Origin of the sequence: Thermoflavimicrobium dichotomicum (assembly GCF_900114055.1) — a bacterium.
In the GTDB taxonomy this organism is placed as follows: Bacteria; Bacillota; Bacilli; order Thermoactinomycetales; family Thermoactinomycetaceae; genus Thermoflavimicrobium; species Thermoflavimicrobium dichotomicum.
Window position 1 is genome coordinate 111,335 of record NZ_FORR01000010.1, and the last position, 19,083, is coordinate 130,417.

The window sequence follows — 19,083 nt, forward strand, 5'->3', positions numbered from 1 at the left end:
CTCCTTTCCCAACGCATGAAAAGAGAGTCTCATTTTGATCTATTTTTTGACTAATTGTCTATATCGCATTTTTCAGTCTATTGATAAGGAAAAAGAAGCTATTTTTCCGAGGAGATCGGAAAAATAGCTTTTGATTTTAAGCTGGAGACGAAACTTAAGCTTTTACTTCTTCGGTGTTGTTCAGGATTTGGCGAAGTACTGTTTGCAGAATACCACCATTGCGATAGTATTCGATATCTACAACACTGTCGAGACGAACGATGGTATCGAATTCGATGACCGTACCGTCTGGTTTGGTTGCACGTACTTTTAAGGTTTGACCTGGTTGGATATCGTCGCTCAGGCCGAGAATGTCGATGGTTTCTTCTCCGGTCAGATCTAGTGATTTCCAGCTGTTACCTTCAGTGAACTGCAGTGGCAGTACGCCCATACCTACGAGGTTACTACGGTGAATCCGTTCAAAGCTTTCAGCGATTACAGCTTTGACACCAAGTAAGTTGGTTCCTTTAGCTGCCCAGTCACGAGAGCTACCTGTACCATATTCTTTTCCAGCGATGACCACAAGTGGAGTACCTTCTTCTTTGTATTTCATGGCTGCATCGTAAATGGACATAACCTCACCGGACGGAATGTGTTTGGTTACGCCACCTTCGGAGCCAGGAACCATTTGGTTGCGAATCCGGATATTGGCGAAGGTACCACGAGTCATAACACGGTCGTTACCACGGCGAGAACCGTAAGAGTTGAAGTCTTTCACGGCAACACCATGCTCTTGCAGATATTTACCTGCTGGGCTGTCCGGTTTAATAGCACCGGCTGGTGAGATATGGTCGGTGGTGACGGAATCACCCAAGAGCGCCAGGATATTTGCTTTCTTGATTTCTTTAATGGGTTCCACTTCACGGGACATATTGACAAAGAATGGTGGTTCTTGAATGTAAGTGGATTTTTCATCCCACTCGTAGAGAACGCCTTTTGGTGTTGGCAACTGATTCCAACGCTCATTGGCATCAAATACCTGGCTGTATTGTTTGCGGAACTGCTCTGGGCTCATTGCCGAAGCCATGACATCGCTGATTTCTTTGGAGCTTGGCCAGATATCTTTGAGATAGACAGGTTGATTGTCTTTGCCATAACCGATTGGCTCTTTTTCGAAATCGATGTCTACCGTTCCAGCCAAGGCGTAAGCGACAACCAATGGTGGAGAAGCGAGATAGTTTGCTTTTACCAATGGGTGAATCCGACCTTCGAAGTTCCGGTTACCACTTAATACAGAGGTAACAGTGAGGTCATTTTCTTCAATGGCTTTGCTTATTTCTTCAGAGAGTGGTCCACTGTTTCCGATACAGGTTGCACAACCGTAACCAGCTACGGTAAAGCCAAGCTGAGCGAGTGGCTCGAGCAAGCCTGCTTTTTCGAGGTAATCGGATACGACACGAGAACCAGGAGTTAAGCTGCTTTTTACATATGGCTGAACAGTGAGCCCTTTTTCCACTGCTTTTTTCGCTACCAAACCTGCCCCGATCATAACGGATGGATTGGAGGTATTGGTACAGCTGGTGATCGCAGCGATGACAACGGCTCCGTTTTTGAGCTCGAAGGTTTTACCGTCTTTTTCCACTTTTGCAGATTTGTTTACTTCTTCTTCAGACAGGCCAAAACCACGCTCTTCAATCGGTTTGCGCAAGGTTTCATGCCAGGATTCTTTCATTTTGTTGAGTTCAATACGGTCTTGTGGACGTTTTGGACCAGACAAGCTTGGAACGACATTGCCCAGATCTAATTCAATGGTATCAGAGAAGATTGGATCTGGTGTTTCATCGGTACGGAACATACCTTGAGCCTCATAGTATGCTTTTACGAGTTGAACGAGGCTTTCGTCACGACCCGTATTACGCAGATAGTTGAGTGATTCTTCGTCTACTGGGAAGAATCCGATCGTTGCTCCATATTCAGGTGCCATGTTTGCTACGGTTGCACGGTCAGCAAGGCTGAGATTGCTGAGGCCTGGACCATAGAACTCTACAAATTTGCCAACGACACCTTTTTTACGTAGCATTTCAGTGACGGTGAGTGCCAGGTCGGTAGCAGTTGCACCTTCTGCAAGCTCTCCAGTGAGCTTGAATCCGATCACTTCAGGTGTAATAAAGTACAGTGGCTGTCCGAGCATACCTGCTTCAGCCTCGATTCCACCAACACCCCAACCAACGACACCCAAACCGTTAATCATGGTTGTGTGAGAGTCTGTTCCAACCAGAGAATCCGGGAAAATAACCGTTTCGCCGTCTTCTTCACGTTGCGCTACAACAGTAGCCAAGTACTCCAGGTTTACTTGGTGTACAATACCTGTTGCTGGTGGCACAGCACGGAAGTTATTAAACGCTTCTTTAGCCCAGCGCAATAAGCGATAACGTTCTTCATTGCGCTTGAACTCCAGATCCATATTGTATTCCAATGCATCTTTGGTACCGGCACGGTCAACCATCACAGAGTGGTCGATCACAAGGTCAACAGGGATGAGTGGGTTGATGCGTTCCGGATCGCCACCTACCCGAGCCATGGCAGAACGCAAGGCAGCCAAATCGACAACGGCTGGTACCCCTGTGAAGTCTTGCAATACGATCCGAGCTGGTTTGAAAGCAATCTCTTTATCTGAACGCTTTTCAGTCCACTTAGCGAGTTGCTCAATATGTTCTTTGGTGACAGCGACACCATCGTATTGACGAACCGCTGCTTCAAGTAGCACTTTAATGGAGAAAGGAAGACGGGAAATATTTCCGAGTCCTTTTTCTTCCAGAGCTTTCAGGCTGTAGTAAGTATATTCTTTTCCGTTTACATTCAGTTTGGTACGAACTTGATACAGATCTTGAGCCATGCTAATCAACCTCCTTACTTTTTGGATGTTTCATACAATGAAACCTTGTTTCTCTTCGCAAAATTATTATACAATGTTTTTAGGAAATTGTATAGTCCTGAATTAGCTTCTTCTATAACATTTCCAAGCAGGGTATAATAAATGAAAATGTTTCTCATATAGTGAAACACGGAGGGCTGGCCGTGATGGAAAAGAAAAGGATAAACGAAGAGAAAAAAATGACAGTTCGTGCTGCAGAACGTGCTTTGGACATTTTATTGTGTTTTGTACAGCAATCCCAACTGGGTTTGACAGAGATTGCAAAACAGACGAAATTGAATAAAAGTACTGTGTTTCGTTTGCTAGCGACGCTGGAGAACAAGGGATTTGTCAAGCGGGATCCTGAGACGGACAAGTATCAACTGGGGTTTCGTATCTGGGAATTGGCTGCCAATCTGGATCAATCGAATGACCCAGCGATTTTATTTTTACCAGAAATGGAAAGTTTAAGAGATGAATTGGATGAAACGGTCAGTTTGTATATTCGGGATGGAAATGAACGGATTCGGATTCAGGCAGTGGAGAGCAAACAGGCCATTCGCCGTGTAGCCCCGATCGGTGCACGCATGCCACTTGCGGTAGGTGCATCGAGCAAGGTACTGATGGCTTATGCTGATCCAAAGGTAGTGGATCAAATTCTAAATGATCCGATGTGGCCTTCAGGGGTAAATAAAGAAGTATATGTAGCCCAACTGAATCAGATTCGTCAGGAAGGTTATGCGATCAGCATTGAGGAAAGGGAAGCGGGAACGGCTGCTGTCGCTGTGCCGATATTTAACCGTCGGAAACAATTGATTGCGGCCCTGGCGGTTTCGGGACCCGTATCCCGTATGAATGTGCAAAAAATGATTGATTTTGTCCCGCATATGGTTCGTGCAGCTGAGCAGATGGGGAAAAAAATCGGATAAGATTGGGCGAATCACCTTCCTTTTATCGTAGTGGGAGGTGATTCGCTTTTTTATCGGGATATGAAAGGAAAAAACCTGGCGCCTGAAAAGAAAGGAATGCCAGGTTTTGATCTATAACCTGTTTATTCACAGTTTGAAAAACTTTTCCAAATAAATGGCGATCCCATCTTCTTCATTGGTCAAGGTGACATCATTGGCCAGTTGTTTAAGTCTGTCTATTGCATTTCCCATGGCGATCCCATATCCTGCAAACTCAATCATTTCAAAGTCATTGACTTGGTCGCCAAACGCGATAATCTTTTCTTGTGGAATATGGAGATATTCTGCGACATATTTCAGACCGATCGCTTTATTGACTGCTTGTGGGACCACCTCGATGGCATTCCAGGGAGGGCCCCAACGATGAAACTTCACTTCTTCTTTGTATTCAGTCATGAGCGTCTCACACAGGTGGTCGATGGGTTCTTTACGAGGAGAGTAAAAAACGAGGCAATTTGGGTCTTCTTGAAGGTGATCCAAAACAGGACCCATTACACAATGGGTTTCCGTCATTTTTGAAAGAAATGAAAAATTGTCTTCTCCCATTTCCAAATAACATTGGTTTAGCGCTTCTACCTGGATATTGGCAATCGAGTGGTTATAAGCGGTTTGGATAATCTCCTTGGCCAGGGGATAAGGAATAGGTACAATCCGTTTGGGAAATGAGGGATCATGCGGATGGTGAACATAGCCTCCATTAAAATTGATCATCGGTGTATTCAATTGTAATTCTTTATAGAAAGCGATGCTGTTATGAAAAGGACGACCTGTCGCAATTACCACTTTATGTCCCAGTGCCGAAAGGGTAGTGAGTACGTTTCTTGTACGTTCAGAAATTGTCTTTTGTCCAGTGAGTAGCGTGCCATCCAAATCACAAGCAATCAGGTATCTCTCTCCCATGCATCTAATCCTTTCTTTTTTTCTTTTGCAGATCCATGTTACTGGAAGTTATTTTGGAGTAGCCTTGAACATAAGTCTGGAAAGGGAATCGAGCGAATTCCTTATCCTCATAAAATGGAGTGACGCTTGCTATATGGATTTGAAATCACTTCTATTTTTATTTTATCAGTAATTATGGTTATTTGACGGTTTAGTTATCTATATTTAATGGTTAAATTTATATTAATGAAAAAAATACTGATTTCGTATTCTGATAAAAATGTTAAAATAGTAATGAAAAGTTACATTTTGTTAGAGGTAAAGGGGAGAGGATATGAGATGAGGAAGTTTTTTTCAGCTTTGTTTGTGTTTGTCCTCTTATTTGGAGTTACTCCAATGGCATCAGCTGAATCTTTGGACTTGGAGAAAAATAAAACCGCTTACATTGATGTAGCAGTGGCTACATTGTGGACAGAACCTGATATTGCCCGACCGATTGATCAGCCATCGACAACCAATCCGGTTGACTTGTGGAAATGGACACGCTCAATGACATTGGATGACAAGTTGTGGTTAGTGGGGAACCTGGAGACGCAAGCCCTGTTGGGGAATAAAGTGACGATTGATGAGCAAAAGGGTGACTGGGTCAAAGTGGTTGTTCATGGGCAGCCGACACCTCGTGATCCACGTGGATATCCTGGTTGGATGCCAGTGAAGCAACTCACCTATAACAAACTTTTTGCAGCCAAAGAAAATGGCCCATTTGTTCTGGTGACAAAACCAACCGCATGGTTGTATAAAAATCCTTCAATGAAAGAAACATGGATGGAAATCAGTTATAATACCCGCTTGCCATTGATGGCCGTGACGCCTAAAGCTTATGCAGTTTTATTGCCCAATGGAAAATTGGGTTGGGTGAAAAAGTCAGATGGAAAAGTGTACAAATCTGTCAAAGATATTCCGAAACCTAAGGGTGAAGATTTGGTCCGTACTGCGAAAATGTTTTTAAATCTACCATATTTATGGGCAGGAACCAGTGGTTTTGGATTTGATTGTTCTGGCTTTACTTTTACCGTTTATCAATCCCATGGCATTACGATTCCACGTGATTCAGGCCCGCAGTCCACAGCAGGAAAACCTGTAGATCCAAAGGATTTACAACCGGGTGACTTGCTATTCTATGCCTATAACAATGGAAAAGGAAAAGTCCATCACGTTTCCATGTATATTGGTAATGGCATGATGATTCATTCACCAAATTCTGCACGAACGGTTGAAATTATTCCTGTCGATACTCCCGGATATAAAGAAGAGTTTGCAGGTGCTCGTCGCTATTTGGATTAAAGTTTTGTAACTGGTCCGATGAGGACCAGTTTTATTTTGTAAAATACCGAAGATGTTGACAAACCTGGTTTTCCTTTTCCAGTAGGACGACTTTTGCTTGATTTTATAGAGCGGGAGTGAATCGGAAAAGGAAAACCGGTATATATAGGATATTTTTGTCAATGAAATCACCCGATTTTTATATAAATCGGGTATTTTTATATAGAATTGGTACCATATTCATCCAAATTTATATTTATTATGTAAAAACATGAAAGATCACAGGCGTAGTCAAAACTTTTTGTTTTGGATAACCTCTAATGATATGAAATAAAAACCGTAGTATACTAACTGATAAGTAAATGCGTGATAAAGAAAATAGAGGTGTAAAGAAATGGAGTTAGCGATGCAGCGAAAGATTGGAAAGCTTAAAAAAGAAGATCAAGGAAGACTTGTTCTCTCTTGTCCGAATCAACCCGGTATTGTCGCAGAAGTGACCCGGTTTTTATATGAGCGGGAAGCAGATATTATTCAAATTGAGCAGCATATGGATGAGCATTTTTTTCTGCGTGTTGTCTTTCAATGCGATCAGTTTGAAAGACGGATCGAGGAGATCAGGCAACAATTTGCACCGATCGCCGAATCTTATGAGATGCAATGGCGTATGGTTTCTGCTGCACGCAAGCATCGATTGGCGATATTTGTTTCCAAAGAAGGGCACTGCCTCCAGGATTTACTATGGCGTTTTCAAACAGGGGAGTTGGAAGCGGAGATTTCGATGGTCATTAGTAATCATGCGGATCTGAAACCTTTGGTAGAACCATACGGGATCCCTTATTATCATGTACCCGTGACGAAAGAAACAAGGGAAGAAGCAGCACGGATTCATATGGAGTTGCTGGAGCCAGCTAAAATCGATACGATTATTCTGGCTCGCTATATGCAAATCATTCCGTCATGGATGACCCAGCGCTATCGCCATCAAATCATCAATATCCACCATTCATTTTTGCCTGCTTTCGCTGGGGCCAAGCCTTATCACCGGGCTTATGAACGAGGAGTCAAAATGATCGGAGCGACGGCGCATTATGTAACCGAAGAGCTGGATCAAGGTCCCATTATCGAGCAAGACGTCAAGCGTGTAGATCATCGTTATTCCGTCGAGGATTTAAAACGAATTGGCAGAGATATTGAGCGGATTGTGCTGGCCCGGGCAGTTCGATGGCATATCCAGGATCAGGTGATGGTGGATGGAAACCGAACCATCGTGTTTTCAGGAATATAAGCAGTGGCAAACTGGAAGGTGGTGCTACCTTTGACAGTACAAACCGAAAATGAGCAAGAGATGAAACTGCCGATGGTAGAAATTTTTGAGACCGTTGAAGGAGAAGGAACACGAGCAGGCTTTCCAACGACATTTGTTCGGGTATACAATTGTAATTTGCGTTGTACCTGGTGCGATACGAAATACAGCTATGCTCCGGCTAAACCGGCGTTTTGGGCTACGATTGGTGAAATTGTTTCCCAGGTGAAAAAATACCCTCACCAGCATATTTGCCTGACTGGTGGCGAGCCCCTCATGCATGGACGGAAATCATTGGCACTGGTCAAGGCGTTAGCGGCAATCGATTATGTCAAGGATATTCACATTGAAACCAATGGAGCGATTCATCTCGAGCCCTTTCACCGTTTGCGGCAGACAGATCCGCTTCTTCGGGAAAAGGTTCGCTTTATCATGGATTATAAATTGCCAGCGAGCGGTGAACATGACAAAATGATCATGGATAATTTTCAGTACCTGAACGAACGGGATGAGATCAAGTTTGTCATCGGGAATGAAGAAGATTTTCATACAGCAGTGACAGTGGTAAAACAACATGTTCAACAGGGATTACCACTCTTCAGTCCTGTATGGGAAACGATGCCACCAGCTCGACTGGTCTCTTTGATGCTGAAGCACCAACTGTCTCATGTGAAATTGAATGTACAGTTACACAAAGTGATCTGGGATCCGGAAGCACGTGGAGTATAGGAGATGGAGGATCAAATGATGAAGGAAAAAGCGGTAATCGTTTTAAGTGGAGGTTTGGACAGTACCACTTGTATGGGTATTGCCAAGCAAAGAGGATATGATTTGTATCCGATTACCTTTTTTTACAATCAACGCCATAACCGGGAAGTGGAACAGGCCAAAAAAATAGCGGAGTATTATGAAGTTGGACATCAACATAAAGTGGTCAACGTTTCTTTTTTGGGTGAAATCGGTGGCAGTGCATTAACCGATCAAGCCATTCATGTGCCTACTGATGGCGTAAAGGACGAAATTCCCAGCACGTATGTCCCGGCACGGAATTTAATTTTTTTGTCTTTGGCAACTGCCTATGCTGAAGTGATCGGTGCCAAAGTGATTTATACAGGGGTGACAGCTGTGGATTATAGCGGGTATCCAGATTGTCGCCCGGAATTCATTCAGTCGATGACGGAAACGATTAATTTGGCAACGAAACTGGGAGTAACCAGTGAAGAAAAGCTGCGGATCGAAACACCGCTCATTCACTTGAGTAAGGCGGAAATCATTCGGATTGGCCTGGATTTGCAAGTTCCTTATGAATTAACCACTTCCTGTTATTTGGGGGAAGAAGAAGCATGTGGCGAATGTGATAGCTGTCGTTTGCGTCTCAAAGGATTTGAGGAAAATAACGCCAAAGATCCGATTCGTTATCGGACTGCAGCAAGTTAAGTCAGAGCCAACAAGGAAGGAGAAGAAATGCCAGGAAAATACACCTTAGTTAAACACTTTTGGATTTCATGTGCCCATCGTGTTCCGGGAGCGGGCAAGTGTGAGCGGGTGCATGGTCATAACTATAAAATTACCTTTTGTGTCGAAGGAACCAAGCTGGATCAAATGCAAATGCTCATTGATTTTCGTCAGGTGAAGCATGCATTGGAGAAAAAATATGATCATCACTTTCTCAACGAATTTCCGGAATTTGATCCTGAACAAGGTGGAAGCATCCCTTCGACAGAAAAAGTGGCCGAGGTCTTTTATTGGGCGATTCATGATCTCTGCCAGGCAAAGGAAAACAAGCCAACTCTAAAATGGGTTGAAGTCCAGGAAACAAATGAAGCTTATGCCCGATTTGAGTGGATTGACGAACAGGAGGGAACATGATGCACAAAAAGCCGGAAGAAGAATTGACACTGCTTGGAAACAAAGGAACCGAATATGTATTTGAATATGATCCCAGTGTCCTGGAAGCATTCAGCAATCGCCATCCTGATACGGATTACTTTGTGAAATTCAATTGTCCTGAATTTACAAGCCTGTGCCCGATTACGGGTCAGCCTGATTTTGCTACCATTTATATTAGCTATGTTCCAGATAAAAAACTGGTAGAAAGCAAATCGTTGAAGCTTTATCTCTTCAGTTTTCGTAATCATGGTGATTTCCATGAAAACTGTATTGTGACCATCATGAAAGACCTGATTAAATTGTTGGATCCGAAATATATTGAGGTATGGGGCAAATTTTTGCCGCGCGGCGGCATTAGCATCGATCCTTATGTCAACTATGGAAAAAAAGGGACGAAATGGGAAGAGATAGCTAAACAACGGTTGGCTAACCATGATCTGTACCCGGAGCGTGTAGACAATCGATAAAGCATGAGTGATCAGGTTGACGCCAAAGGTAGAGACGGTTATGAATGAAATCGCTCTGATGGCACAGCAGTCGATAAAAAGAAGCAAATTCTGATGAGAAATGAGAGTTTATTAACAGACTCTAAGCTGGCGCTAGCATGCCAGCTTTTTTATTTTTGAGTTTTCATGATCCACCTTATCTGTATGACTAGTCTTTTTAGTCTTAATCATGTGTTTGAACCTGGCGTACAACTAAAAAAGCTAACGCCTGCAGAGTAGGAGACGTTAGCTGACAGTCCTAAAAAGAGGGCGTTTTTTAAATTCTACAATTCGGGGTCTTGACCATTTCCACATACGCTAACGGATAATCTTTGTACATTTGATTTTTTGTATCTTCTTTCATGGCATTTAAGACAAAAGTCCGGATGTAGTAATGACGATTGCCAGTTAAGAAGATTGGCTATTTGGACACTTCGTTTTACTTGCCGAATCGCATTGTGACTGACAATATGTTAATCATACCACCAAATCGGTTTGATGACATGTTTTGTCAGGTTAATAACTGCGTACTAATTTTCCTTAATATTCCCTATTCTCTGTTCCTTACTGCTCTTTTAGTAATAGAAAGGAAAAAAATAACAACTTCATCAATAATAAAATAGATTAAACCCATAATTGCAAATGAAGCAATAAAATATAGGCTGTCTTCTCCCCATATATACGAGCTTAATAGCTATATCAATATAATTACGAATAATCAATATAAGAAGAGAAATAAGAATATATATTTATCATGAGCCAAGTGACAAAGGACGAAATTAATTTTTGTTTAATACTACCAATTTTCAATTAAATGAACTCCTTTATGAGAATAAACAGATTGATTCAAACAATTGAAATATAACTCTTGGTAGAGACTATTTTATTTCATTTAGCCGTCCATTTCCAGATATAGTTAAACGAAACCATACTAAGATCCTGATTGGTGGCTGTGTTTATCCAAATGAAACCAGAAAAAAGAAAAGTGTACAAGGTTCCACTATATCAATGGATTCCAATCATTGCTATCGCCGATTCTCTATTTGTACTGATTAGTACGATGATCCATGACCCATTATCTTCATTACTCGCAATTGGAGTTACATTGGCTGGGATCCCTGATATTGGCTGTTAAATGGACATGGGCAGAGAGAAGAAAAGAAAAATGTAGCATAGGCTAGAGTGAGGAGAATTCCTCACTTTTTTATTATGCATGATATAATACTTTTATAAAATATTTAGATGAGAAAGAAAATCAAAATCCACAATATGAATGGTGAGAGGATGTCTCATGTACTTATCCATTACAACTACATATTCACCTGCTACAGATTTGGGTTATCTATTGCATAAACATCCAGATCGAGTCCAATCATTTCCTCTGTCATTTGGACAAGCTCATGTTTTTTATCCAGAAGCAACAGAAGAGGTTTGTACGGCGGTTCTGCTGCTTGATATAGATCCTATCGGTTTAGTGAGAGGCGAACAGCGAAGATGGATGGATCAATATGTGAATGATCGACCTTATGTTGCTTCTTCTTTCCTTAGTGTAGCGATGGCACAAGTATATAGCACAGCATTGAATGGCCGTTGTCAGCATCGGCCGGAATTGGTCGAGCAGCCTCTTCCCTTGATAGCGAAATTGCCGGTTGTACCCAGTAGAGGAGGAAAAAAACTCATTGAGAAGCTGTTCGTTCCACTTGGATATGAAGTAGAGATCGAATAAATTCAGCTGGATCCGGAATTCCAAGAGTGGGGACGAAGCCGTTATTGTGAATTGACCTTGAAGCACCATATTCGCTTACAGGACTTGCTTTCTCATTTGTATGTTCTGATTCCCGTATTGGATGATGAAAAGCATTATTGGGTAGGGGAAGATGAACTGCATAAGCTGTTCAGGCATGGAGAGAAGTGGCTACCTCTACATCCGGAACGTGAACTGATTGCCACTCGCTATTTGAAATATCGCAAGAAATTGGCTTATACAGCGATTCAGCATTTGTCAGAACAACATACTTCCCCTATTGAAGAAGTTCAGGAGGAAGACGAAGTAGAAAAACCTTTGCGCTTGCACGAACTTCGCATGCAATTGGTGGTAGACAGGCTTAAGGAGTCAGGGGCAAAAAGTGTGCTGGATTTAGGCTGTGGCGAAGGGAAATTACTTCGGTTACTGATGAAAGAAAAAGAATTTACTCGTTTGGCCGGAGTGGATGTATCTTACTCTGTTTTACAAATGGCCCAGAAGAGACTGAATCTGGCCCAAACGGAGCGAGTAGAGTTGTGGCACGGTTCCTTGTTGTATCGAGATCAACGGTGGAAAGGATTTGATGCAGCTACTTTGATTGAAGTGATCGAACACATAGAGCCTGATCGCTTGCCTTCATTTGAACAGGCTTTATTTGGTTATGCCAAGCCGAGAACGGTGATTTTGACAACACCCAATGCGGAATACAATGTGCGTTTTGCCGGGTTGTCTCCAGGCAAGTTTCGGCATCCTGACCATCGTTTTGAATGGACACGGCAAGCCTTTCAAACTTGGGCACAAAATGTGGCCAAGTGTTTTGGGTATCGAGTGACCTTTTTTCCAGTGGGGCCGATTGATGAAGAGGTAGGATCACCCGCCCAGATGGCGATTTTTCAGCTTGAGGCAGAGATGGTGAGATAAATGGAGCTAATCATTCCGAAATTATCGCTGGTTGTATTAATTGGAGCTTCAGGTTCAGGCAAATCGACATTTGCCAGAAAACATTTTTTACCGACAGAAATTTTATCATCAGACTTTTTTCGTGGCCTGATCGCTGATGATGAAAATGATCAGTCTGCTTCCAAAGATGCTTTTGAAGTATTGCATTATGTAGCAGGCAAAAGATTGGCTGCAGGCAGGTTAACCGTGATTGATGCGACTAATTTGCAGGAAGAGGGACGAAAACAACTTTTAGAAATCGCCTGGAAGTACCATGTCATTCCGGTTGCCATTGTGTTTAATCTGCCCGAAAAAATATGTCAGGAGCATAATCAGGCTCGGGCGGATCGTACGTTACCAAAAGGTGTCATTCACAAGCATTGCGTGCAATTGAAAAAGTCCTTGAACAAACTGAAGCGTGAAGGATTTCGGTATGTCTATCGCTTAAACAGTATCGAAGAAGTCGATGCGGTCACGATTTGCCGGCAACCCTTATGGACGGATCGGCGAGAAGAAACAGGTCCACTCGATATTATTGGGGATGTGCATGGCTGCTTTGATGAATTGATCTCTTTATTACAAAAACTGGGATATAAGGTAGAGGAAGAAACTCGAGATGGAGACAAACAGTTTCTTGTGACTCACCCGGATGGGAGAAAGGCTGTATTTGTAGGAGATTTGGTGGATCGTGGACCGAACAGCCCAGATGTATTGCGTTTGGTCATGGACATGGTAAGGACTGGACAAGCTTACTGTGTCATGGGCAATCATGATGATAAGTTGTTGCGTAAACTTAAAGGAAGGCAGGTTCAGGTCAATCATGGCCTGGAAGTCACCCTGAAACAGTTTGAGCATGAGACAGAAGAGTGGAAAGAGCGGGTACGTAAGTTTCTGGAAGGAATCGTCAGTCACTATGTCTTTGATCAGGGAAAATTGGTCGTTGCTCATGCTGGTTTAAGAGAAGAATATCAGGGACGTGCTTCCAGAGTCGTACGGGAATTTGCCTTGTATGGAGAGACAACAGGAGAAGTCGACGAATATGGCTTGCCTGTAAGAGTGGAATGGGCAAGGGATTATCGGGGTAAAGCACTGGTTGTTTATGGACATACACCGCATCGGGAGCCTGTATGGTTAAATCACACTGTCAATATTGACACAGGCTGTGTGTTTGGGGGAAAATTGACTGCTTTCAGATATCCGGAAAAAGAGACTGTCTCAGTACCTGCCCAACAAGAATATGCCAAAAATCCATATTGGCGAGATGAGAATAGAGAATTTGTCGAGCGACAAGATCATGATGGTCTTGATATTCGAGATGTTTCTCCTAAATTTATATCAACCCGCTATATTCCTTCGATTCGCATTGTCGAAGAGCAGGCCATCGCAGCAGTAGAAGCGCTGAGCCGTTATACGGTCCATTCCAAATGGTTAATCTATTTACCTCCAACGATGTCGCCTTCTGAAACGGCAAAAGAAGGAAAATGGTTGGAGCATCCGCGTGAAGCTTTTGCTTATTATCAAAAGCAAGGGCTGTCTCACGTCATTTGTGAAGAGAAGCATATGGGATCGCGGGCGATTGTGATCGTTTGTCGTAACGAAGAAGTAGCGGTTCGTCGTTTTGGTTTGGATAAAGAGGCATTGGGGATTTGTTATACACGGACAGGAAGAAGATTTTTTACGCAGTTTAAATGGGAGCAAACATTGTTGGAACGACTCCGTCAAGCATTGGAGAGATCAGGATTTTGGGAGGAACTCCAAACCGATTGGGTCTGTTTGGATGCCGAATTGATGCCATGGTCTGCAAAGGCGCAAGAGCTGTTACGAACGCAATATGCAGCTGTAGGAGCAGCGGCTACTCATTCTTTGGGGCGTTCGGTCGAACTCTTGGAACAAGCCAGACAACGCGGATTGGAGATCAATCATTTATTGACACAGTATCAACAACGTTTGGCAAATAGCGAGCGTTTTGTCCAAGCTTATCGACAGTACTGCTGGAAAGTGGAATCCCCCTCTGATTTAAAACTTGCTCCATTTCATCTTTTGGCTACAGAAGGAAAAGTGCATGCTGATCGGGATCATTTATGGCATATGCAGCAAATAGCGAAGTTTTGTCGCCTGGATGAAGATATCTTGCTTGCTACCCGTTATCAAGTGATCGATTTGAACGACCCAGCCAGCATCGAGGAGGGGATTCATTGGTGGGAAGACTTGACGGAACAAGGTGGAGAAGGAATGGTAGTCAAACCCCTTGCGTTTGTGCCCAGGGGTCCGAAAGGATTGATTCAGCCAGCCATCAAGTGTCGAGGCCGAGAATATTTACGAATCATCTATGGTCCAGAATATACCGCTGAAGCACATATCGAACGTTTGCGGGTACGGGGCTTGAAAAAGAAACGATCGCTGGCTTTGCGAGAGTTTGCACTGGGATTGGAAGCATTGGAGCGCTTTGTGGCGAGAGAGCCTTTGTATCGGGTGCATGAGTGTATTTTTGGTATTCTGGCACTTGAAGCAGAGCCGGTGGAGCCCACCTTGTAGGGTTAGGACCGCAATATACCAAAGACTTTCGTAAAGAAATGGAATTGTGGGGAATCGAGTCACCGGATCCGGCCCTTGTGTATGCCCTGATCAATATAGAAGTAGGGCAAAAGTATATCAATCTGATGTACTCTGCACTTACTATTCCATTTGTCACGGGGCTGGACGGGTTCGTTCTCGTCGTGCCACCAAGCAGCTGATTACCGTGGATGAATTTGCTGAGTCGATGAAAGTGGGAACCAATGAAGAAATTGTAGTCAATCAGCGTACATTGGAAAGCATTCTCGATGAATGTCCCCAAGCGTATAATTGTGGATCAGATTATTGATTCGGTCGTTGGTGCTGGTCTGGCGTCCGTGGTCGTGGAATGTAAACCATTGGCGGTAATCAAAGGGGTTTGAAGCTGAGAGTTTCTTCCTTGCAAAATGATGATAACAGGTTCCCGCCTTGTTAAAAGAAAAAACCGGTTTTTGAATAGGGGCTTGTGGAGTGAATGTTATGTTCACTCCTTTTTTTATTCCTGAGTAGTAGGCATCCTGAACCGACGGGCCTAGGAGGTGGAAGCCATTTGCGTCAACAGCATGCTGATGCACAAATTACTGGAAATGTGTGATGTGTTTGGGATTTCGAGTGATTCACATTACGTCTTCTTCAGGAAAAGAGGACGATAAACAGAAATAGATCTACCTGAAGCGGAAAAATCCACCTTTTTCGCTTGCCTAGGTTTCTTAGCGCACGATGTCATATTCATATGACATATACATGTATTATTTTTAATCATAATTGTTCAAATTCAATACATCATTTTTCCAAGTATATTGCAAATCATCTGGTAAGCGCCTTTGTCAATGACTTTAGGACAAGCCGTTCCCCCAACAATTATATTGGCATGTTTCTTGCTTTATAAGTATAACCGAAAGGGATCAGTCGTGATATACGGAGTTCTTGGAAACTGTGGTGACACAGTGGGTGTGGCGGTGGTCAAGTATAAAATGCCCCGCTTGTAAAAATTATGTTAAATGAAGGGAGTAAAAAAATGGAAAACTTGTCTCTTCTCTTTCTGGTATTTACTTTAGGTCTCCGTCACGGTTTGGATGCGGATCATTTGGCCTGTATTGATGGTTTGGCTCGCTACAACTGGCGTAAAGGAAGTCGGATTGCCCCTTGGGTCGGTACCCTGTTCTCATTTGGGCACGGTTTGGTAGTAGCCATTATAGGAATTATTCTAGCGCATCTAAGTCAGAACTTTCAGTTACCGGGTTACGTCGACCTATTTGTGGAATGGTTTTCTATTTTGTCCCTGTTCCTGATTGGAACATTAAACATCCGTAATCTATTAAAGACTCGTCAGGACGAATATCGGCCTCAAGGTATCAAAGGAAAGCTTATTCCGAAAAAATTGCAGGAAACGAGCAATCCATTCCTCATTATCTTGATTGGAGCACTGTTTGCTTTGGCATCTGAGACCGTCAGCCAAACGTCCGTCTGGATCTTGGCAGCTCGCAACAATGCAGACTATTTGCCTTACGTCTTGGGGCTTACATTTATGGTGGGGATGATGATCACAGATACCATTGATTCTCTGATTACCAATAAAATACTCCGCCAATCCAATAAACTTGGGCAATTTGCTTCTAGAGTGATGGGTTGGATCATTGTGGTTTTAGCTTATGGACTCGCTTTCTACAAGGCATTAACATTCTTTTATCCCTCGGCGGAATTGGATTTTGAAGTGATAGGGATCATCATATTTGTACTCTTCCTCTTCATTTTTGGATGGGTCACCTACCTGACCAGGGCTGGTCGTTCATTGCCAGAATTAAGTGGATCTGTCGGCGGAACAGCCAATCATCATGGGGAAAAGTGATCAACTGTGGAGGTAGACAGAGGGATTGAGGAGTGTTCGCACGATTTCTACAGCACCTGGAGGCTGGTTTTGGAAAAAGTGGTGAAATGGTAGGCCATTCATTTAAGCGAGGAGTCAGTGCCTTAATCCTGGCTCCTTTTTGCTACAAGCTGATAAGCAGGGGGGAAGAATCATGCCATTTATCAATGACAAGCTGGAATATTATGCAGCCCAACGCAGACAAAAAGAGATGGAGGAAAAACAAAGAGTGTCTGATGTGACAGACTTGCCTGCAGATCAACGGCTCCGAAAAATTCAAACCCGGTACCGTTTTGATGTCGAAGAGGTTATGAAGAGGCTGCGGAAGAGAATTTTGGGGCAGGAACATGTGATGAAAAGCATCGAAAACATGTTGAAAATTGTACGGGCTGACATAGCCGATCCGGATAGGCCTTTATACATCGGGTTGTTCTTGGGACCGACTGGCGTCGGGAAAACAGAAATTGTCCGTGTTCTGGCAGAAGCTATCCACGGCAATCGGGAATCTTTTTGCCGAGTGGATATGAATACATTGTCTCTCGATCATTATGCCGCGGCGCTGACAGGCGCTCCGCCCGGATATGTGGGGAGCCGTGAGGGTTCAACGATTCTTGATAAGGAAAAAATCGAAGGGTCTTACAGCAGGCCGGGGATCATTTTATTTGATGAAATTGAAAAGGCGAGTCCGCAGGTGATCCAAACATTATTAAACGTGTTCGATAATGGCATCATGACCATCGCTTCAGGTGAAGAGACGATTGATTTCCGCAACACACTGATCTTTATGACCAGCAACCTGGGGGCGAGAGAAATCCTAAATTTTTTCAATAACAAATTTGCTTTTCTGACCAAAAATATGATTCATTTCTTAAATCCTAAAACTTGGAAAAATAAGGAACGCAGATTGGTTCTCGATCATCTAATCCAAGAAAAACTGGAAAGCCATTTTCAACCCGAATTCATCAACCGGATCGACGATATTATCATCTTTAATTGGCTGACACGACAGACAGTGTTTGAAATCATTGATTTGTTAACGGAGCAGATAAACAGCAAATTACGAAGATATGATTGTGAGGTGGAACTTGATATTTCAACGAAAGAATTTTTGCTCGAAAAAGGGTTTGATCGAAAGTATGGAGCACGAGCTTTAAAAAGAGCGATGCGCAAATATGTTCTGGTGCCGCTGTCGGAGTTAGTCATAGAACAAACGACGCCAGAAGCAATGGTGCGTTATAAAGTTCAAAGGTCTGCGGACGGATTAGAATTTAAAGTCCAGCACACAATGAAAAGCACAAACACTCCGTAGACTGGTTCATGATGCCAAGGCTCAGGCATTGTTAGAACCAGTTCCACTTTCCATGGAGACGGAAAGAGATGGATTCTTCCTGTTTTTTATTTTTTTGTGTACCGTGAAGGTAGCCCCTTGTGCCGGGGTTTTATTTTTGTACAATAACGTGAATCCATGATCTTGTTGGTCATGAAAAGGTACCAAACGCTGGGCGTTTGGTGTCATTGGAAGAACGCGCCGGTTACTTGTCCATCATGTGTATTTCTTAACGTCAGGGGTCAGCTAACAGAAGTCTGTGCATATCGGGCACCGGGACACTGATCGACAGTGATGTTATTGTCGGTCGGAAGAAGCTTCGACCCATGCTTTTTTTGTGACCTACCATTCCTTTCTCCTATACTTTTCCAGCGTTGTCTGATCGATTTTTCGGTAAAGCGTACTGCGGGATATGCCCAAAATCTGTGCTGCCCGTCGAACATTTCCATTCACTTTGCGCAATGTCTCTACAATGATGTCCTTTTCAGCTTTTTTGAGTTCTTTATGAGAAGAATGATCCAATAAGCGATCGACATGGGGATGGAAGGAGGGTCTTTCCGTCCGCATTTCCTCTGGAAGATGTTCCTCTCTAATGCAAACATCGGATCCAGAAAGGTAAAAAGCTCTTTGAACGACATTGCGCAATTCCCTAATATTCCCTGGCCACGGGTATTGGTAGAACAACTCAAAAACGGAAGCGTCAAAGAACTTTTTCTGGTGGTTCGGCTGGGAGTGATTCAGTTCCTCTAAAAAATGATTTGCTAAAAGCGGGATATCTCCCCGCCTTTCTCGCAAAGGAGGAAGTTGAATGGTTATTACATTTAACCGGTAATACAGATCGCTGCGAAAATTCCCGTTATATGTGATCTCATGTTTGAGATTCCTATTTGTTGCGGCGATCACTCTCGTATT

The 19,083-nt window shown here is 43.2% G+C and carries 14 protein-coding genes and 2 pseudogenes; 13 read left to right on the top strand and 3 right to left on the bottom strand.

The genetic code is table 11. From position 1 onward, the window contains the following. Nucleotides 1-154 precede the first annotated feature (154 nt). The gene (gene acnA, locus BMZ78_RS11310; protein WP_093230409.1) at nucleotides 155-2,875 is read right to left on the bottom strand and encodes an aconitate hydratase AcnA; all 2,721 of its coding nucleotides are present in this window, start codon (nucleotides 2,873-2,875) and stop codon (nucleotides 155-157) included. A gap of 185 nt (nucleotides 2,876-3,060) precedes the next feature. Here acnA and BMZ78_RS11315 point away from each other — a divergent pair, with 185 nt between their 5' ends. Next, on the top strand, nucleotides 3,061-3,822 hold the full coding sequence (locus BMZ78_RS11315; RefSeq protein WP_175482425.1) for an IclR family transcriptional regulator: 762 nt from the start codon (nucleotides 3,061-3,063) through the stop codon (nucleotides 3,820-3,822). Nucleotides 3,823-3,948: 126 nt separating this feature from the next. On the opposite strand, the gene BMZ78_RS11320 is transcribed toward BMZ78_RS11315, so the two are convergent. Further along, nucleotides 3,949-4,761, bottom strand: coding sequence for a Cof-type HAD-IIB family hydrolase (locus tag BMZ78_RS11320; RefSeq protein WP_093230410.1), 813 nt, complete (start codon nucleotides 4,759-4,761; stop codon nucleotides 3,949-3,951). Nucleotides 4,762-5,079: 318 nt separating this feature from the next. On the opposite strand from BMZ78_RS11320, the gene BMZ78_RS11325 reads away from it, so the two are divergent. The 12 genes and pseudogenes from BMZ78_RS11325 (at nucleotide 5,080) to BMZ78_RS11375 (ending at nucleotide 18,153) form a co-directional block, all read left to right on the top strand. Next, nucleotides 5,080-6,084, top strand: coding sequence for a C40 family peptidase (locus BMZ78_RS11325; RefSeq protein ID WP_093230412.1), 1,005 nt, complete (start codon nucleotides 5,080-5,082; stop codon nucleotides 6,082-6,084). A gap of 373 nt (nucleotides 6,085-6,457) precedes the next feature. Then, nucleotides 6,458-7,348: a formyltetrahydrofolate deformylase gene (gene purU / locus BMZ78_RS11330; protein WP_175482426.1), complete on the top strand. Its 891-nt coding sequence runs from the start codon at nucleotides 6,458-6,460 to the stop codon at nucleotides 7,346-7,348. Nucleotides 7,349-7,408: 60 nt separating this feature from the next. After that, nucleotides 7,409-8,095, top strand: a complete 687-nt coding sequence (locus BMZ78_RS11335) for a radical SAM protein (RefSeq protein ID WP_093230435.1) — start codon at nucleotides 7,409-7,411, stop codon at nucleotides 8,093-8,095. Nucleotides 8,096-8,098: 3 nt separating this feature from the next. Further along, nucleotides 8,099-8,803 carry a 7-cyano-7-deazaguanine synthase QueC gene (gene queC / locus BMZ78_RS11340; protein WP_245739828.1) on the top strand — a complete coding sequence of 235 codons (705 nt, stop codon included), beginning with the start codon at nucleotides 8,099-8,101 and terminating at the stop codon, nucleotides 8,801-8,803. Nucleotides 8,804-8,830: 27 nt separating this feature from the next. Continuing rightward, complete coding sequence (locus BMZ78_RS11345; RefSeq protein WP_093230413.1) at nucleotides 8,831-9,235, top strand: 6-pyruvoyl trahydropterin synthase family protein; 405 nt, start codon at nucleotides 8,831-8,833, stop codon at nucleotides 9,233-9,235. Beyond that, nucleotides 9,232-9,723 carry a preQ(1) synthase gene (gene queF, locus BMZ78_RS11350; RefSeq protein WP_093230415.1) on the top strand — a complete coding sequence of 164 codons (492 nt, stop codon included), beginning with the start codon at nucleotides 9,232-9,234 and terminating at the stop codon, nucleotides 9,721-9,723. Before BMZ78_RS11345 ends, queF begins: the two co-directional genes overlap by 4 nt. Nucleotides 9,724-10,705: 982 nt before the next feature. Further along, nucleotides 10,706-10,876, top strand: coding sequence for a hypothetical protein (locus tag BMZ78_RS18810; RefSeq protein WP_175482427.1), 171 nt, complete (start codon nucleotides 10,706-10,708; stop codon nucleotides 10,874-10,876). A gap of 156 nt (nucleotides 10,877-11,032) precedes the next feature. Continuing rightward, a pseudogene (locus BMZ78_RS11355) lies at nucleotides 11,033-12,406 on the top strand (3' terminal RNA ribose 2'-O-methyltransferase Hen1). Continuing rightward, on the top strand, nucleotides 12,407-14,959 hold the full coding sequence (locus BMZ78_RS11360; RefSeq protein ID WP_093230416.1) for a polynucleotide kinase-phosphatase: 2,553 nt from the start codon (nucleotides 12,407-12,409) through the stop codon (nucleotides 14,957-14,959). It abuts the pseudogene before it with no gap. A gap of 139 nt (nucleotides 14,960-15,098) precedes the next feature. Next, nucleotides 15,099-15,360: pseudogene (locus BMZ78_RS11365) on the top strand (RtcB family protein); the annotation flags it as partial. A 635-nt stretch (nucleotides 15,361-15,995) separates the two neighbouring features. Continuing rightward, nucleotides 15,996-16,826, top strand: a complete 831-nt coding sequence (locus BMZ78_RS11370) for a HoxN/HupN/NixA family nickel/cobalt transporter (RefSeq protein WP_093230418.1) — start codon at nucleotides 15,996-15,998, stop codon at nucleotides 16,824-16,826. A gap of 172 nt (nucleotides 16,827-16,998) precedes the next feature. Further along, the gene (locus BMZ78_RS11375; protein ID WP_093230419.1) at nucleotides 16,999-18,153 is read left to right on the top strand and encodes an AAA family ATPase; all 1,155 of its coding nucleotides are present in this window, start codon (nucleotides 16,999-17,001) and stop codon (nucleotides 18,151-18,153) included. Nucleotides 18,154-18,513: 360 nt separating this feature from the next. Here BMZ78_RS11375 and BMZ78_RS11380 read toward each other — a convergent pair. Beyond that, nucleotides 18,514-19,083 (bottom strand): AAA-type ATPase lid domain-containing protein (locus tag BMZ78_RS11380; protein ID WP_139203313.1); only part of this gene is annotated, 570 nt, incomplete at its 5' end.

What these genes read in the sequence shown, in the direction of transcription:
- acnA (WP_093230409.1), bottom strand. Translation starts at nt 2,875, where the DNA reads ATGGCTCAAGATCTGTATCAAGTTCGTACCAAACTGAATGTAAACGGA.
- BMZ78_RS11315 (WP_175482425.1), top strand. Translation starts at nt 3,061, where the DNA reads ATGGAAAAGAAAAGGATAAACGAAGAGAAAAAAATGACAGTTCGTGCT.
- BMZ78_RS11320 (WP_093230410.1), bottom strand. Translation starts at nt 4,761, where the DNA reads ATGGGAGAGAGATACCTGATTGCTTGTGATTTGGATGGCACGCTACTC.
- BMZ78_RS11325 (WP_093230412.1), top strand. Translation starts at nt 5,080, where the DNA reads ATGAGGAAGTTTTTTTCAGCTTTGTTTGTGTTTGTCCTCTTATTTGGA.
- purU (WP_175482426.1), top strand. Translation starts at nt 6,458, where the DNA reads ATGGAGTTAGCGATGCAGCGAAAGATTGGAAAGCTTAAAAAAGAAGAT.
- BMZ78_RS11335 (WP_093230435.1), top strand. Translation starts at nt 7,409, where the DNA reads ATGAAACTGCCGATGGTAGAAATTTTTGAGACCGTTGAAGGAGAAGGA.
- queC (WP_245739828.1), top strand. Translation starts at nt 8,099, where the DNA reads ATGGAGGATCAAATGATGAAGGAAAAAGCGGTAATCGTTTTAAGTGGA.
- BMZ78_RS11345 (WP_093230413.1), top strand. Translation starts at nt 8,831, where the DNA reads ATGCCAGGAAAATACACCTTAGTTAAACACTTTTGGATTTCATGTGCC.
- queF (WP_093230415.1), top strand. Translation starts at nt 9,232, where the DNA reads ATGATGCACAAAAAGCCGGAAGAAGAATTGACACTGCTTGGAAACAAA.
- BMZ78_RS18810 (WP_175482427.1), top strand. Translation starts at nt 10,706, where the DNA reads ATGAAACCAGAAAAAAGAAAAGTGTACAAGGTTCCACTATATCAATGG.
- BMZ78_RS11360 (WP_093230416.1), top strand. Translation starts at nt 12,407, where the DNA reads ATGGAGCTAATCATTCCGAAATTATCGCTGGTTGTATTAATTGGAGCT.
- BMZ78_RS11370 (WP_093230418.1), top strand. Translation starts at nt 15,996, where the DNA reads ATGGAAAACTTGTCTCTTCTCTTTCTGGTATTTACTTTAGGTCTCCGT.
- BMZ78_RS11375 (WP_093230419.1), top strand. Translation starts at nt 16,999, where the DNA reads ATGCCATTTATCAATGACAAGCTGGAATATTATGCAGCCCAACGCAGA.